At 64.9% G+C, this 15132-nt stretch carries 13 protein-coding genes; 7 read left to right on the top strand and 6 right to left on the bottom strand.

Annotation, left to right across the window (positions count from 1 at the left end):
- Positions 1 to 64: 64 nt before the first annotated feature.
- Positions 65 to 823: a M48 family metallopeptidase gene (locus AC0L3E_RS30380; protein WP_013528316.1), complete on the top strand. Its 759-nt coding sequence runs from the start codon at positions 65 to 67 to the stop codon at positions 821 to 823.
- A 5-nt stretch (positions 824 to 828) separates the two neighbouring features.
- On the opposite strand, the gene AC0L3E_RS30375 is transcribed toward AC0L3E_RS30380, so the two are convergent.
- Positions 829 to 1047: a hypothetical protein gene (locus AC0L3E_RS30375; protein WP_127289588.1), complete on the bottom strand. Its 219-nt coding sequence runs from the start codon at positions 1045 to 1047 to the stop codon at positions 829 to 831.
- Positions 1048 to 1159: 112 nt separating this feature from the next.
- On the opposite strand from AC0L3E_RS30375, the gene AC0L3E_RS30370 reads away from it, so the two are divergent.
- From AC0L3E_RS30370 to AC0L3E_RS30345, 6 genes are all read left to right on the top strand, one after another.
- Positions 1160 to 1819, top strand: a complete 660-nt coding sequence (locus AC0L3E_RS30370; RefSeq protein ID WP_473606380.1) for a phosphoribosylanthranilate isomerase — start codon at positions 1160 to 1162, stop codon at positions 1817 to 1819.
- 92 nt (positions 1820 to 1911) lie between these two features.
- Entirely contained in the window at positions 1912 to 3132 is a 1221-nt protein-coding gene (gene trpB / locus AC0L3E_RS30365; protein ID WP_127380276.1) for a tryptophan synthase subunit beta, read from the top strand.
- A 63-nt stretch (positions 3133 to 3195) separates the two neighbouring features.
- Entirely contained in the window at positions 3196 to 4035 is an 840-nt protein-coding gene (gene trpA / locus AC0L3E_RS30360; RefSeq protein WP_128306809.1) for a tryptophan synthase subunit alpha, read from the top strand.
- Between the two features lie 45 nt (positions 4036 to 4080).
- Positions 4081 to 5007, top strand: coding sequence for an acetyl-CoA carboxylase, carboxyltransferase subunit beta (gene accD, locus AC0L3E_RS30355; protein ID WP_128306808.1), 927 nt, complete (start codon positions 4081 to 4083; stop codon positions 5005 to 5007).
- A gap of 119 nt (positions 5008 to 5126) precedes the next feature.
- Positions 5127 to 6452 carry a bifunctional folylpolyglutamate synthase/dihydrofolate synthase gene (locus AC0L3E_RS30350; protein WP_473606379.1) on the top strand — a complete coding sequence of 442 codons (1326 nt, stop codon included), beginning with the start codon at positions 5127 to 5129 and terminating at the stop codon, positions 6450 to 6452.
- Between the two features lie 28 nt (positions 6453 to 6480).
- Positions 6481 to 6900: a VOC family protein gene (locus tag AC0L3E_RS30345; RefSeq protein ID WP_473606378.1), complete on the top strand. Its 420-nt coding sequence runs from the start codon at positions 6481 to 6483 to the stop codon at positions 6898 to 6900.
- A gap of 24 nt (positions 6901 to 6924) precedes the next feature.
- Here the strand turns inward: AC0L3E_RS30345 and AC0L3E_RS30340 are convergent, their stop codons facing one another.
- The 5 genes from AC0L3E_RS30340 to AC0L3E_RS30320 all read right to left on the bottom strand — a co-directional run bounded on the left by AC0L3E_RS30340 (position 6925) and on the right by AC0L3E_RS30320 (position 15084).
- Entirely contained in the window at positions 6925 to 7206 is a 282-nt protein-coding gene (locus AC0L3E_RS30340) for a cupin domain-containing protein (protein WP_127323193.1), read from the bottom strand.
- A gap of 131 nt (positions 7207 to 7337) precedes the next feature.
- A complete protein-coding gene (gene trxA, locus AC0L3E_RS30335) occupies positions 7338 to 7661 on the bottom strand; it encodes a thioredoxin (RefSeq protein ID WP_127268389.1) in 324 nt (107 codons plus the stop codon).
- 75 nt (positions 7662 to 7736) lie between these two features.
- Positions 7737 to 11255, bottom strand: coding sequence for a double-strand break repair helicase AddA (addA, locus tag AC0L3E_RS30330; protein ID WP_473606377.1), 3519 nt, complete (start codon positions 11253 to 11255; stop codon positions 7737 to 7739).
- Entirely contained in the window at positions 11252 to 14386 is a 3135-nt protein-coding gene (gene addB, locus AC0L3E_RS30325; protein ID WP_473606376.1) for a double-strand break repair protein AddB, read from the bottom strand. The genes addA and addB overlap by 4 nt, the downstream gene beginning before the upstream one ends.
- Positions 14383 to 15084, bottom strand: a complete 702-nt coding sequence (locus tag AC0L3E_RS30320; RefSeq protein WP_473606397.1) for a nucleotidyltransferase family protein — start codon at positions 15082 to 15084, stop codon at positions 14383 to 14385. The genes addB and AC0L3E_RS30320 overlap by 4 nt, the downstream gene beginning before the upstream one ends.
- Positions 15085 to 15132: the final 48 nt, after the last annotated feature.

Genomic DNA, 15132 nt, shown 5'->3' with positions numbered 1-15132 from the left:
CGCGCGAGCGGCGCCGTTTCTTTTTTGTTCTAGTCGTTTTTCTCGAATCGCGTATCGTCCCGCCATGACTCTCGGCTTCTTTCGCAATCTGACAAAGCCCAAGCCCACGCCTGTCGTGGAGCGCGAATATTGCGTCGCCGGCCGCACGCTGCCGCTCAAGATCGTCGAGAGCGCCAGGGCGCGCCGAATGACGCTGCGCATCGATTCAGGCGGCCAGGGTCTGCGCATCACCGTGCCTCCAGGCCTGCGCCGCGGCGAAGTGGACAGGTTCCTCGAGCGGCACCAGGACTGGCTGGAGCAGCGACTGGCCAAGGTGCCGACGCGGCCGCAGGTGCGGCCCGGCATCAGGATCCCGGTGCGCGGCGTGCCGCACCGCATCGTCCATGAACCATCAAAGCGCGGCACCGTCACCGTGTCGCGCGACGAACGTGGCCCGCTCTTGATCGTGCATGGCGACCGCATACATCTGCCGCGTCGCCTCGCCGATTTCCTCAAGCGCGAGGCCAAGAAGGAAATCGAGAAGCTGGTGGCCAAACACACCGAGGCGCTCGGCAAGCGCGCCAAGGCTATCCGCTTCAAGGACACATCAAGCCGCTGGGGGTCATGCACCTCCGAAGGCAATCTGTCCTTTTCCTGGCGCATCATGATGGCGCCGTCGCCGGTCATCAACTACCTCGTCGCGCATGAAGTGGCGCATCTCAAGGAGATGAACCACGGTCCGAAATTCTGGAAATTGTGCGAAAAGCTCTGCCCCGACACCGATCGCTGCAAGGACTGGCTGAAGCGCAATGGCGGTGCGCTGCAGGCGATCATGTTCGAGTAGATCGCTCAGTCGTCGTTGGCGGCGTTCAAGTCCTCAGGCCGTAGCCCCTCATCGCCATGATGCGGCCACGGCAGGAAATTGCCGTCGAATTCATCGCCGCCGAAATAGTCGAGTGCGCGGTGCGCCTCGGCGCCGTTGAAGGCGGCCTTGTCGATCAGGTGCGCGATGACCTCGCGCGCCTGCGCGATCTTCTGCCTGAGTTCGGCAATTGTCCTGTCGGTCATGATCGTGCTCCCGCCATGTGTCCTATTCATCCATAGGTAGCGCCTTTGGCCGCGCCGGCAAACGGCATGCTTTTTCTCGACTCTTATCGCTTTTCATGCCAATTCCCGCGCCATGGCACTCGACATCAAGATCTGCGGCTTGAAGACCGACGCGGCAATGGCCGCGGCGCTGGCCGGCGGCGCCAGCCATGTCGGGTTTATCTTCTTCGCCAAAAGCCCACGCTATGTCGAACCCGCCGAGGCTGGCCGTCTGCGCGAGGCGGCGCGCGGCAAAGCGACGGCGGTTGCCGTCACCGTCGATGCCAGCGACGCTTTCCTGGATGAAATCCTTGCCCAAATGCAGCCCGACATGCTGCAACTGCATGGCGCGGAAACGCCCGAGCGCGTCGCCGAGGTCAAAGCCCGTTATGGTTTGCCGGTGATGAAGGCGCTGCCGCTCAGCGAGGCTGCCGATCTCGAACGGATAAAGCCGTTCATCGGCATATCAGACCGGTTCCTGTTCGACGCCAAGCCGCCGAAAGGCTCAGAGCTGCCGGGCGGCAATGGTGTGGCCTTCGACTGGCACATCCTCGCCGGCCTTGACGGCAGCGTCGATTACATGCTTTCCGGTGGGCTCAACGCCGCCAATATCGGCGATGCCCTTCGGCTTGCCGACCCGCCCGGAATAGACATTTCCTCAGGCGTGGAAAGCGCACCGGGCGTCAAGGATCCGGCGCTGATCGAACAGTTTTTCCGGGCCGTCAGGACCGCGCGGAACACCCGCGCAGCCTAGTAGTGCCTTAAACCAGAGCATGTCCCGGAAAAGTGGGAACCGGTTTTCCGACAAGGACATGCTTCATAAGTCAAGATGCCAGGAGATCGGCGATGAACAAGCCGGCGACACCCAATTCCTTCCGCACCGGACCCGATGAACAGGGCATGTTCGGCATTTTCGGCGGTCGTTTCGTTGCCGAAACGCTGATGCCGCTGATCCTCGATCTGGAGCGGCACTGGAACGAGGTCAAGAACGATGCGGATTTCAGGGCCGAGCTGACTGACCTGTCGACCCATTATGCCGGGCGACCCTCGAAGCTCTATTTCGCCGAAGGCCTCACGAAGCATCTCGGCGGCGCAAAGGTCTATTTCAAGCGCGAGGATTTGAACCACACCGGTTCGCACAAGATCAACAACTGCCTCGGCCAGATCCTGCTGGCCAAGCGCATGGGCAAGAAGCGCATCATCGCCGAGACCGGCGCCGGCCAGCATGGCGTGGCATCGGCCACGGTCGCGGCCCGCTTCGGCTTTCCCTGCGTCGTCTATATGGGCGCCACCGACGTCGCCAGGCAAAGCCCCAATGTCTTCCGCATGAAGCTGCTGGGCGCCGAAGTGCGGCCGGTGACCGCTGGCCACGGCACGCTGAAGGACGCCATGAACGAGGCGTTGCGCGACTGGGTGACCAATGTCGAGGACACCTATTACCTGATCGGCACCGCCGCCGGCCCGCATCCCTATCCGGAGCTGGTGCGCGACTTCCAGTCGGTAATCGGCACCGAAGCGCGGGCGCAGATCCTAGAGCAGGAAGGCCGACTGCCGGACACCATCATCGCCGCTGTCGGCGGTGGTTCGAACGCCATCGGCCTGTTCCATCCCTTCCTCGACGACAAAGAGGTCCGCATCATCGGCATCGAGGCCGGCGGACGCGGCCTTGACGGCATCGAGCATTGCGCCTCGATGAATGCCGGCGCGCCCGGCGTGCTGCACGGCAACCGCACCTATCTCCTGCAGAACGCCGACGGCCAGATCATGGACGGCCATTCGATCTCGGCCGGCCTCGATTATCCCGGCGTCGGGCCGGAGCACTCGTGGCTGCGCGATTCAGGCCGCGTCGAATATGTGCCGATCCTCGACGACGAGGCGTTGGAGGCCTTCAAGCTGACGACGCGCGTCGAAGGCATTATCCCCGCGCTGGAATCGGCGCATGCCATCGCGCATGCGGTGAAGATCGTGCCCGCCATGGACAAGGACCAGATCGTCATCGTCAACCTGTCCGGCCGTGGCGACAAGGACGTGCATACGGTGGCCTCGATGCTGGGTATGGAGATCTAGGCCCCTTTGGACAGTTTCGATTTGGGAGTTGATTATGAGCAAAATTCGTCCAAAGGGCCAGACATGGTGACCCGCATCGACCGCCGCATGGCAAAACTGAAAGCCGAAGGCCGCCCGGCGCTCGTCACCTATTTCATGGGCGGCGACCCTGACTACGACACCTCCTTGTCGATCATGAAGGCACTGCCCGGCGCAGGCTCCGACATCATCGAGCTCGGCATGCCGTTCTCCGATCCGATGGCCGACGGCCCGGCGATCCAGGCAGCGGGCCTGCGCGCGCTGAAGGGCGGCCAGACGCTGGTCAAGACGCTGAAGATGGCGTCCGACTTCCGCGCCGGCGACAATGAAACGCCGATCGTGCTGATGGGCTACTACAATCCGATCTACATCTATGGCGTCGACCGCTTCCTCAAGGACGCGATCGCCAGCGGCATTGACGGGCTGATCGTCGTCGACCTGCCGCCGGAGATGGACGAGGAACTGTGCATTCCGGCGCTGAAAGCCGGCATCAACTTCATCCGGCTGGCGACGCCGACCACCGACGACAAGCGCCTGCCCAAGGTGCTGCAGAACACGTCGGGCTTCGTCTACTACGTGTCGATGACCGGCATCACCGGCTCGGCGCTGGCCGACACCGGCAAGGTGGCGGCGGCGGTCAAGCGCATCAAGGGCCACACCGACCTGCCGGTCTGCGTCGGCTTCGGCGTCAAGACCGCCGAGCAGGCCCGGGTGATCGGCGCCAATGCCGACGGCGTCGTCGTCGGCACCGCGATCGTCAATGCGGTGGCCAATGTGCTGGGACCGAAGGGCGAGAAGACCGCCGACCCGGCCGAAGCCGTCGCCACGCTGGTCAGCGGCCTTGCGCAAGGCGTGCGCTCGGCCCGCCTTGCTGCTGCCGAATAGTTCTCCTACCTCTTCCCAATCCTCGTCAGGACAGGAGCCGAAGCGATGAACTGGATCACCAATTACGTTCGCCCGAAGATCAATTCGATGCTCGGCCGGCGCACCGACATGCCCGAGAACCTCTGGATCAAGGATCCGGAGACCGGCGAGATGGTGTTCCACAAGGACCTGGAATCCAACCAGTTCGTCATTCCCTCGTCCGGCCATCATATGAAGATTTCGGCCAAGGAGCGGCTGAAATTCTTCTTCGATGGCGGCAAATACGAGACCCTGGACAACCCCAAGGTGATGCAGGATCCGCTGAAATTCCGCGACGAGAAGCGCTATGTCGACCGGTTGAAGGACGCCAAGGCCAAGACCGGCCTTGAGGACGCGATCATCAATGCGCTGGGCACCGTCGAGGGTCTGCCGGTGGTGGTCACGGTGCAGGACTTCGCCTTCATGGGCGGCTCGCTCGGAATGGCCGCCGGCGACGCCATCGTGCATGGCTTCGAAGTGGCCCTGCAGCGCAAGCGGCCGCTGATCCTGTTCGCCGCTTCCGGCGGCGCGCGCATGCAGGAAGGTATTTTGTCCCTGATGCAATTGCCGCGGACAACGGTTGGTGTCGACCGGCTGAAGGAAGCCGGCCTGCCCTACATCGTCGTTTTGACCAACCCGACCACGGGCGGCGTGACCGCCTCCTATGCCATGCTGGGCGACGTGCACATCGCCGAGCCCGGCGCGCTGATCGGCTTTGCCGGACCGCGCGTCATCGAACAGACGATCCGCGAGAAACTGCCCGACGGCTTCCAGCGCTCCGAATATCTGATGGAGCACGGCATGGTCGACATGGTGGTGTCGCGGCTGGAGCTGCGCGAAACCATATCGCGGCTGCTCAAGATGCTGCTCAAGCTGCCGGAAGAGGAAAAGCCGCTGGAGCCGGAAATCCTGCCGCCGGCGGTGGTCGCCACGGAAGCTCGGCCGCAAGCCTGAAGCGACACGAAGCGCCGCGACCGCGATTGCACCAGGGCTTCGGCGCGCTGTAGCTTTTGATTGCCATGGCCATCCGAAACCGATTCTGGTTTTCACGGCTCATGCGCTAGGATTCTGCCATGACGACGCTTGCCGCCGACCGCGAAATCGAAGCCCTGATGGCGCTTCATCCGAAAGGCTTCGACCTTTCGCTCGACCGCATTTCGCGGCTGCTGGAGCGGCTTGACAATCCGCAGGATCGGCTGCCACCGGTCATCCACATCGCCGGCACCAACGGCAAAGGCTCGTGCGCGGCCTTTTCGCGCGCCCTGCTCGAGGCCGCGGACTACCGCGTCCATGTTCACACCTCGCCGCATCTGGTCAACTGGTATGAGCGTTACCGGCTGGCCGCCGATGGCGGCGGCAGGCTGGTCGAAGACAGGGTTTTCGCCGACGCTATTGCCCGTGCCGCCAGGGCCAATGAGGGCGAGAAGATCACCGTCTTCGAGATTCTCACCGCAGTCACCTTCCTCTTGTTTTCCGAACACCAGGCCGACGCCGCCATCATCGAGGTCGGGCTCGGCGGCCGCTTCGACGCGACCAATGTCGTCAAGGAGCCGGCCGTGTCGGTGATCATGCCGGTGTCGCTCGACCACGAGGCCTATCTCGGGGACCGAGTCGAACTGATCGCGGCCGAAAAGGCCGGTATTATAAAGCCCGGCTGTCCGGTGGTCATCGGCGCGCAGGAGAGCGAAACGGCGCTGCAGGTGCTGATCGAAACCGCCGAGCGGCTTGAATGCCCCACCTTCGTCTACGGCCAGGATTTCCTTGCCTTCGAGGAAAACGGCCGCATGGTCTACCAGGACGAAGACGGCTTGATGGATCTGCCGCCGCCCAAGCTGCCCGGCCGCCACCAGTTCGCCAATGCGGCGGCGGCGATTGCCGCGGTCAAGGCGGCCGGTTTCGAGATCAGCCATCGCGCCGCCGAAAAGGCGATGATCAATGTCGCCTGGCCCGGGCGTATGCAGAAGCTGATGCAAGGCCGGCTGGCCGAACTGGCACCCAAGGGCGCCGATATCTGGCTCGACGGTGGCCACAATCCGGGGGCCGGCGTGGTGGTTGCCGAAGCGTTGGCCGAGCAGGAAGAGAAGAACCCGCGTCCGCTGTTCCTCATCTCGGGCATGATCAACACCAAGGACCAGAGCGGCTATTTCCGTGCCTTCAAGGGCCTCGCCCGGCATGTCTACACGGTGCCGGTGAGCCTTAGCGAGGCCGGCGTGCCAAACGACGAACTGGCGGTCCGCGCGACGGAAGCCGGGCTGACCGCCGAGCCGGTGAGTTCCGTCGCCAGCGCGCTGATGCTGTTGCGCGACACCTGGGACGGCCCGGCGCCACGCATCCTGATCAGCGGTTCGTTGTATCTGACCGGCGCGGTGCTGGCCGAGAACGGCACCCCGCCGACCTGAAGGCGGATTTTTCTGCGAGGAACCTGTCATGATCAAGGTCAAGCAGCTCGCTCACGTCTGCATCTTCGCCAACGACCTTGAAGCGACACGAAGCTTCTATCGCGACGTGCTGGGCATGGACACCCGCTTCAATTTCCTGCGTGACGGCAAGATTTTCGGGTTCTACCTCGATTGCGGCGGCGGCAGCCATGTCGAGGTGTTCGGGAAAAACGAGGCCCGCTATGGCGACCTGAACCAGATCAACCACTTCTGCCTAGAAGTGGAGAACATTGATGCCGCGACCGCCCACATCAGGTCGAAAGGTGTCGACGTCACCTCAAAGAAACTGGCCTGCGATGACACATTTCAGGCCTGGATCCGCGATCCAAACGACGTGAAGATCGAACTGTTCGAGTATACCGAAAAAAGTGCACAATTCGCCGGCGGCGACCGCATAGCCGACTGGTGAAAAGCGCCTGCCGGCCCTGACGGCTTACTTCAGCTCGATCTCGATAAAGGCGTATTCGCCTTCATTGGCGTTGATGACGTCGTGCTCGACGCCCTCCTTGCGGAAATAGGGCGCGCCCTTCTTCATTTCGGCGAAGGTCTCGCCGTCCTTGGTCAACAGCTTCACCTTGCCGTCCATCAACGGCACCACGACATAGTCGTGGCCATGGCGATGCCAGCCGGTGTTTTCGCCCGGCGCGAAGCGGTATTCGGTGACGATGACGCGCTCATTGTCGATGAAGACGGTGGCCTTGGCGGATCCGGTCATGGGGTTCTCCTGTCTGGCTCAAGCAGATGACATGGAGTGGCCGGATGCGAGAGCCAGAGCCACGCACCGATGACGCCAACAAAAAGCCCGGCGCGAGGCCGGGCTTGATGGTCATATGAATTTCAGATGGATCAGGCGAGATTGCCGTTGATCCAGTGCGACAGCGCCGTCTTGGGCGCCGCACCGACCTTCTTGTCGGCCATTTCGCCGCCCTTGAAGATCATCAGCGTCGGGATCGAGCGCACGCCGAACTGGGCGGCAAGCTCCGGATTCTCGTCGATGTTGAGCTTGGCGATCTTCACCTTGGCGCCGAGTTCGGTGGCAATGTCTTCGAGCGCCGGCGCGATCATCTTGCAGGGACCGCACCATTCCGCCCAGAAATCGACGACGACCGGTACGTTGGCGTCAAGCACGTCGGCCTGGAAGTTGCTCTTGTCGACCTTCACGGTTGCCATATGGAAAATCCTTTTGAAAGTTTTTATCCCACCAAATGTGGTGGTGATCGCGCCCTTCTTCAAGCAGGTGTTGTGTCACGCTCCCGTGAGTCGGGCAAGGGCGTGGTCCATGGCACCGGCCGGCAGCTCGATCAGCCGCGGCGCCTCGGTGAACAGCAGGGCCGCCTTGACCGTGCGGCCGGGATAGAGCGGCTGCAACAGGGCGCGATAGAGCGCGAGCTGGAGCAGGTAGGCCGGCGGCACCTCGGCCAGAGTGGAGGGCGCCGGCCGGTTGGTCTTGTAGTCGAAGATCGAGACCGTGTCCGACGTCACCGCCAACCGGTCGATCTTGCCGGAAATCGAGCGCTTTTTGCCCTTTACTTCCAGGCTGCCCATGATCGCGACCTCGGCACGCGACGACGGCGCAAACAGCTGACCGAGGCCGGGATCCGCAAGGATTGATGTGACCGACGCCAGGGCCTTCTCACGCTCTGACGGAGGCCAGTCCGCACCCGTTCGCAAGAGATAGCGCTCCGCCGCGCGCTGGCGTTCGGGCTCGGCAATGCCCGGCAGCATCTGCAGCAGTTTGTGAAGGGCAAGCCCGCGCAGCACCGCAAAGCCCGGCTCGGCATCGGCGTCGAGCACCGGCGACGCCTTGTCGACCACAGCTTCCTTGCCTTCGTCTATCAGCGCCGCAGCACCGGATGGCGACAGCGGACGCGGCAGATCCTCGAAGGGGGGCAAGGGCCGGAACAAGGTCGCCGGCAGAGGTCCGAAAGCATCCGTCGGCCGCGCCTGCTCGCCGGAAGCCAGTGCGACCGGCGGCAGCTTGGTGACATGGAAACGATGCACCGGCTCGCCGCCGGCGGGATGCGCACGCTGCTCGCTTTCCGGCGCACCGATCAACGCGCGGCTGACGATCGAATGCCAGGTGCCGGCGTTCGGCGCCCGCTTGCCGTGATAGCCGCAGACGATCAGCCGGTCCTCGGCACGGGTCATGCCGACATAGAGCAGCCGGCGGTATTCGTCGTCGGCGAGTTCCCGTGCCCGCGCCGCCGCTGCTTTGGAAAAGCCGTTGGCGACGTCGCTGGCAGAGCGCCAGAGATAGCCCTTACCGTCCCAATTCGCGCCGGAGCCATCGAAGGGCATCAGGCGCGGCAGATGCTGGTCACTGAACGGGGCGGAACCGCCATCGATCAGGAACACGACCGGCGCTTCCAGCCCCTTGGCGGCATGCACGGTCATGACCCGGACCTCGTCGCGGGTCTGGTCCATCTCGCGCTTGATCTCGGGACCGGCGTTTTCCAGCGTCGACAGGAAGGCTTCAAGCCCCGGCAGACCGGTCCGTTCCTCGGCCAGGCAGAAGCTGAGGAACTCGTCGAGGATGTCGCCGGCTTCGGGCCCGAGCCGCGCGATCATCTTGCGGCGCACGCCATCACGCGCCAGCAGCCCGGCGTAGAACTCGAACACCGGTTTGAAGGCGGCCTCGTTCGTCCAGATGTCGACCTGGGCGACGATCTTCGCCAGTCTCTCGCTGTCGCCGGCGTGCTGTCGCAGCGACGCGATCAGAGACAAGCCGGACGGCCTCTGCGCGGCGAGCGTGAAAAGCGTCTCTTCCGACAGATCGAAGATCGGGCTGCGCAGCACGGCGGCGAGCGACAGATCGTCCTGCGGCTGGATGAGGAGGTGACCGAGCGCAATCAGGTCCTTGACCGCGATGTGCCCGGGCAGGCTCAGCCGGTCGGCGCCGGCAACCGGAATGTCGCGCCGTTTCAAGGCACGGGTCAGCGCGTGGACGAAGCGATCGCGCTTGCGCACCAGCACCAGCACGTCGCCCGGCCGCAGCCGCTTGCCGCGGCCTTCGACGATTTCGCCACTGCCGATCCAGCCGGCGATGGTGGCGGCGACGTTCTCGGCCACGCGCACCGCCGGCGCATGCGCATGATCGATGGCTTGCGTCCAGTCGTCGGGCTCGTCGACCACATCGGCGCCTACTGACGGCCACACCTCGACATAGCCCGGTGCGTCGGTGCGGATCGCCTGATGGCGCAGCGGATCGGGATCATGGCTGATGCCGCGCCGCACGCTCGCGTCGGCAAAGACGCGGTCGACTGCGGTCAGAACATCGTCGGTCGAGCGGAACGACCAGGTCAGCTTGAGGTCGGCAAAGGACGCCTCGGCGTCGCGCACCCGTCCGGCGAACAACAGCCGGCTGTCGGCGAAGGAGTCCGGGGCGGCACCCTGGAACGAATAGATCGACTGCTTCTCGTCGCCGACGGCGAAGACCGTGCGATGGACCCTGTCGCGCGCGCCAAAGCCGGCAAAGAATTCTTCCGCCAGCCGTTTCACCACTTCCCATTGGTCCGGACTGGTGTCCTGCGCCTCGTCGAGCAGGATATGGTCGATGCCCTGATCAAGCTTGTATTGCACCCATGGGCCGGCGTCTGGCCGCGCCAGCAGGTTGACGGTGCGGGTGATCAGGTCGTTGAAATCGAGAAAGCCGCGGCTGCGCTTCAGCATTTCGTAGCGGGCGATCAGCCAGTCGGCGATGGTCAGCGCCGCTCTTGTACCCTCCAGCATCCGGAACAGGGCCAGCCGGTCGGTGGTTTCGACGATGGCATTGGCGGCCGAGAGATAGCGCTCCGCCAGATCCGGCAGCCGGTCGACCAGGGCCTTCTTGAAGGCCTTTGCCGGGTCGTAGGTGTCGCCATCGGTCTTGAGGAAGGCGCGCGCGAGCAGTTGCAGGCGCCGAATGGGATCGCCCTCGGCGAAAGCCTGCCGCGCATAGGGCAGGATGTTGTTCAGCACCGATCTGGCATCGGTGGCCTCGGCTGCGTGGGCGAAGCCGGCAAAATAGTCGGGCAGGAAACCCGGCAACGGCCATACCGAAGCGGCTATGCCCTCGGCCGTCTGGCCTGGATGGAAATGGAATTCGTCGAACAGGACCTGGAAGCGCGTGCCGTCACGCCCGACGGCGTCGATGAAATTGCGCAGGCCGTCACGCTTGCGCACGATCTCACCCAGCAAGGCGTCGAGCCCGGCTTCGCCGCCCCGATCGAGAATGGCGGCAAAAGCCTCGGCCAGATCCCTGTCGCCGGCGGATGTGCCGGAGATCATGTCGCGGCGCGCCGCGACAAACAGCGAGGCTTCCATCTGGCCGTCGAGCATCTCGAAATGGGCCGGGATGTTGGCCTCCAGCGGAAACTGGTGCAGCACCGATTCGCAGAAGGCATGAATGGTCTGGATCTTCAGCCCGCCGGGCGTTTCCAGCGCCTCGGCGAACAGGCGCCGCGCCCGGCGCATGGTCTCGAGATCCGGCCGGCGGCCTTCCAGAGCCTCGACCTTTGCCGCAAGGTCGGCGTCACCGAGCGTGGTCCATTCCGACAGTGTCGAGAAGACCCGGTTGGACATGTTAGCGGCGGCGGCGCGCGTATAGGTCAGGCACAGTATCTTCGACGGATCGGTGCCGCGCAGCAGCAGCCGGATAACGCGCTGGGCCAGCACATGGGTCTTGCCGGATCCGGCATTCGCCGACACCCAGGCGGAATTGCCGGGATCGGCGGCGCGGGCCTGGCTGGTCGCGGTGTCGCTGGGGATCGGATAGGCCTTTTTCATGCCTCCCCTCCCTCGTCACCGGCATCGCCGCCTGCCGACCATTCGAGCACGCGGGCAAGATGGTCGTAGTCGCCATCAGTCTCGCCTTCGCGGAACGGCAGCGCGCGCGACAGATAACCCGTCGCAGGATCGGCATAGTGGATCAACAGCTTTTCCAGCCGCGCCCAGGCCTCTTCGGCAAGATCGGTCGCGGTCCGCGGCTGGCGATTGTGTTCGAGGATGGATTCCTCGAACACCTCGCCATTCGGCTTCAGCCTGATGAAGGCCAGTTGAGAGGGCTCGCGCGCGCCCAGATCCTTGAAGGCGCCGCGCCTGAGCAGCGCGCCCTCCAACGCCAGTTGCGGCGCAAGCAGTGTGTGCGCCTGCGCCTTGGACGGCGAGGAACCGGTCTTGTAATCCAGTATGTCGGCCATGCCGCCGGCCAGCAGATCGACCCGGTCGGCGTAGCCGGACAGAGTCACGCCGGATTGGCCGACGACAGTCTTGCCGGCGCGCTCCTCGGCATGACGCCTTGTCACCGCATCGGCGCGCGTGCGCTCCCATTCGATGATGTTGGCGGCGAGTTTCTCGAAGCGTGGCCACCACACCGCCTCGACATCGGCCGGAAGGGCCGCTTCGGCGAAACAGGCGCGGCCGGCGGCGATAAGGCCGGCAAGCGCATCGGGGGTGCGCGGATCGGCGACGCTGCCTGAGAACAGGTGCAGGATGGCGTGAAACAGCGTGCCGCGCTCGGCCGCACCGGGGTCGCGGATGACCTGATCGAGCGGCATCAGTCCAAGGATGCGTCTGGCATAGACAGCGTAGGGATCCCGGCGCAGGGTCTCGATCTCGGTGACCGAGAAATGCGTCGGGCGCACCGACAGCGGCGGCTTCGGCTGGGGGCGTGGCGCGAAATCCTGCCTTGGGCCTGTATCCAGCGCGCGCGCCCAGGCGAGCAGTTCGTCGCCACGCCGGCGCAGCTCCGCTGCCTGATTGTTGCCGATAAAGGTCAGCAGCCGCTGCAGCCAGCGCGACGGCACGGCGGGTGCGTCGCCGGCACGCGCCGAGCGGGACAGCACCACCTTCCCAGCCCCCATGGCCATCTGGAAGTCATGCGCGGCAAGGCCGATGCGCCGCTCGGGCGGTTCGAGGTCGATACCGGTCTTCATCAGCCGCGACATGAAGCGGTCGCTCTCGGGCTTGCGCGGCCATACGCCCTCGTTGAGCCCGCCGATGACCAGCGTGTCGACGGTCTGCAATCGGGCTTCCAGCGCACCCCAGATGGCGATGTTCCGGTCGGTGCCTTGTGCCGGCTTGACCGTTTCAGGCGCGATCAGCGCCGCCATGATATCGGGCCACTCGGTCGCCGCGAAGGACAGTGAAGCCGAAGCCGAGACCAGCCCGCGCAGCAGTTCGGCAAGCTTTTCACCGGCGTCACCGGCATAGAGCTCGCCAAGACCACCGTCGGCGGTGCGGCCGAGATTTTCGAGTGAGACGACACTGGCCCTGACAAGCGCGGCAAGGTTGGCGTCATCCCGGCCGCGGAAGGCTGCGAGCGGCGCCAGCACTTGCTTGAGACGTTCAAGCAAATTCCGGGCAGTTTCGATGGAGCGCACGGTCAGCCGGGAAAACCAGAAGGGCGGCCGGCTGCCGCCGCCCAGACCGGTGAGGCGGGCCTCGAACAGTTCCGGCAGCGAAACGATGTCTGGGCGGCCGGTGCCGCCGCGCAGCGCCACCAGCTCGACCAGTTCCGCCGCGTGGCGCACATCGGCCCGTTCGAGGCCGAGGCCAAGCAGCGGATGCTTGAGCAGCGACAACAGGCCGACCGGATCGCCTGGCCTGAACAATGCCTCGAGCGCCAGCCTGAGCAGGCTGGCCGCCGGGGTGTTGGCGAGCGGCGTGCCACCGGAATCGTCGGCGACGACGCCGAAGCGCTGGAGCTCGATCGAGACGCGCCGTGCCAATGCGCGATCGCCGGTGACGAGAGCCGCCCTTTGGCCGGGCTGTTCGACCGCGCGCTTGAGCGCGACGGCGATGGCGACAGCTTCATCACGTTCGCTGGCAGCTTCGAGCAAGGTCACCTCGGCGAAGGCGCCGGCAATGTGGGACGCCGGGAAGCCCGCACGTGTCTCGGCCCAGAGTTCGGTGGTTTCGGCCGGCCGCAGCGCTTCGCCGACAAGAGCGGCGCGAAGCGCAAGTCGCGGTTCGGCCACGCCAATCTCCTCGACGTCGCCGCGCAATACGCCGATCTTGCCTATCAGCCTGGCCAGGCCATGTTGCGGGTGGCCGAGCACAGCTGGACGCGCGCCGGGCGCGGCAATCGCCTGGAATGACGCTTCGTCCAGCGTTCGGTCGAGACCCGGCAGCACAATGGCGCCGCCGGGCAGGCGCGCGATGGCGGCAAGCAGTTCAGCCGTGGCGGGGATCGAGCCGGTCGACCCGGCGGCGATGACCGGGCCAGCGGGCGGATTGCGCTGCAGCCGCGCCGCCTCGGCGCGGATCAGCGCGCTGCGATGCGCGGCCGGATTGGAACGGTCGCTTTCCGCGAGGAATTTCGGCCAGGCTTCGGTGACGATGCCGAGGAATTCGAGGGTCACCTGCCACCAGCCGGCAAGGTTGCCGGTCACCAGATCGGTGAGCTTGGCCCAGTCCGTTCCTTCCGTCTCGATCTCGTCCATCAGCCGGGCGAGATCGCGCGCCAGCCAGATCGCGTCGGCGGTGGAAGCCGGGATGACGATCTCCTCGGCAAAGAGGGCGGCGACATGTGCCGGCAGCCGGCGTTTCCAGGCGCGCACCAGCGGCGTCAGCAGCAACAGGCGTTCGATCGCAGCGATCGGCGGCGCGAGATCGATGGCCGCCGATGCCTCGGTCTCGAACGCGGCCTCGTCCTCGTCGAACTCGCCGAGCGGCCGGATGACCGGCAGGATCGCCGAGCCGCCGCCGCCGCGCGCCGCCAGGCTGTCGACGAAGACACCCCGCAGAGCGCGCGCGGCACGGCGTGTCGGCACATAGATGGTGACATCGGCCAAGGCGAGCGGGTCGCCGTCAAATCGGAACCCCGGCACGAGGCGACCGGCAAGCAGCGCCTCGGCAAGCGTCGGCAGAAACGGCGCTCCGGGCGGGATCGAGAAAACGCGGCTGGAGCCGCTCATTGCGACTCGATGAGCGCACCGGCGACCGCCGCTTCCGCGAGCGGTACGGCATCGGGCGTGCCGACAGTGATCCAGTGGCCATGCATGGGCATGCCGAACAGGCGCCCTGCGGCGATGGCGGAATCGAAATAGGCGTTGAGCGAATGCGGCCCGGCCGGTGCGCCCTTGAACAGACGTCGGTGGACGATCGCGGCACCGGCATAGATCAGCCCCGCCGGATCGCCTTTCGAACGCCGCAAGCCGCCACCCGGCGCCATCAGGAAATCGGTGCTGCCGCAGTGTCCGGTTGCTTGATGGAGGTTGGCCAGCATCAGTAAGATATCCATCTTTGCGCCATTCCATGCATGGGCAAGACGGAGAAGGTTAGATACGCCGCTCTCTATCCAGAATGTATCGGCGTTGAGTACGTAGAAACGTACCCCTAGGTTTGGTAGCGCCTTGACGATGCCACCGGCGGAATCAAGTAAGCCACTGCCTTCATCGGAAATGACAATTCTTGGGGTGTTGCGTTCGGCGACGTGAGCTACAATCTGTTGCGACAGATGATGGACGTTGACGACGGCTTTCTTGACGCCGGCCTCGGCCAGGCTGTCCAGGCCTCGGTCGAGCAAGGTTTTGCCGGCGATTTTGACCAAAGGCTTGGGGATCGTGTCGGTGATTGGCCGCATGCGCTTGCCAAGGCCGGCCGCGAGCACCATGGCCGTCGTTGGCACCAGCCGCCCATCCAGTTTCTTCAGACCCAGATC

Source organism: Mesorhizobium sp. WSM4822, from assembly GCF_055811155.1.
The sequence above is the reverse complement of the archived record's forward strand: the minus strand, read 5'-3'. Positions and strand labels throughout refer to the sequence as shown.

Coding starts and splice junctions, on each gene's coding strand:
- AC0L3E_RS30380 (WP_013528316.1), top strand. CDS start 65: ATGACTCTCGGCTTCTTTCGCAATCTGACAAAGCCCAAGCCCACGCCT.
- AC0L3E_RS30375 (WP_127289588.1), bottom strand. CDS start 1,047: ATGACCGACAGGACAATTGCCGAACTCAGGCAGAAGATCGCGCAGGCG.
- AC0L3E_RS30370 (WP_473606380.1), top strand. CDS start 1,160: ATGGCACTCGACATCAAGATCTGCGGCTTGAAGACCGACGCGGCAATG.
- trpB (WP_127380276.1), top strand. CDS start 1,912: ATGAACAAGCCGGCGACACCCAATTCCTTCCGCACCGGACCCGATGAA.
- trpA (WP_128306809.1), top strand. CDS start 3,196: ATGGTGACCCGCATCGACCGCCGCATGGCAAAACTGAAAGCCGAAGGC.
- accD (WP_128306808.1), top strand. CDS start 4,081: ATGAACTGGATCACCAATTACGTTCGCCCGAAGATCAATTCGATGCTC.
- AC0L3E_RS30350 (WP_473606379.1), top strand. CDS start 5,127: ATGACGACGCTTGCCGCCGACCGCGAAATCGAAGCCCTGATGGCGCTT.
- AC0L3E_RS30345 (WP_473606378.1), top strand. CDS start 6,481: ATGATCAAGGTCAAGCAGCTCGCTCACGTCTGCATCTTCGCCAACGAC.
- AC0L3E_RS30340 (WP_127323193.1), bottom strand. CDS start 7,206: ATGACCGGATCCGCCAAGGCCACCGTCTTCATCGACAATGAGCGCGTC.
- trxA (WP_127268389.1), bottom strand. CDS start 7,661: ATGGCAACCGTGAAGGTCGACAAGAGCAACTTCCAGGCCGACGTGCTT.
- addA (WP_473606377.1), bottom strand. CDS start 11,255: ATGAAAAAGGCCTATCCGATCCCCAGCGACACCGCGACCAGCCAGGCC.
- addB (WP_473606376.1), bottom strand. CDS start 14,386: ATGAGCGGCTCCAGCCGCGTTTTCTCGATCCCGCCCGGAGCGCCGTTT.
- AC0L3E_RS30320 (WP_473606397.1), bottom strand. CDS start 15,084: ATGGTGCTCGCGGCCGGCCTTGGCAAGCGCATGCGGCCAATCACCGAC.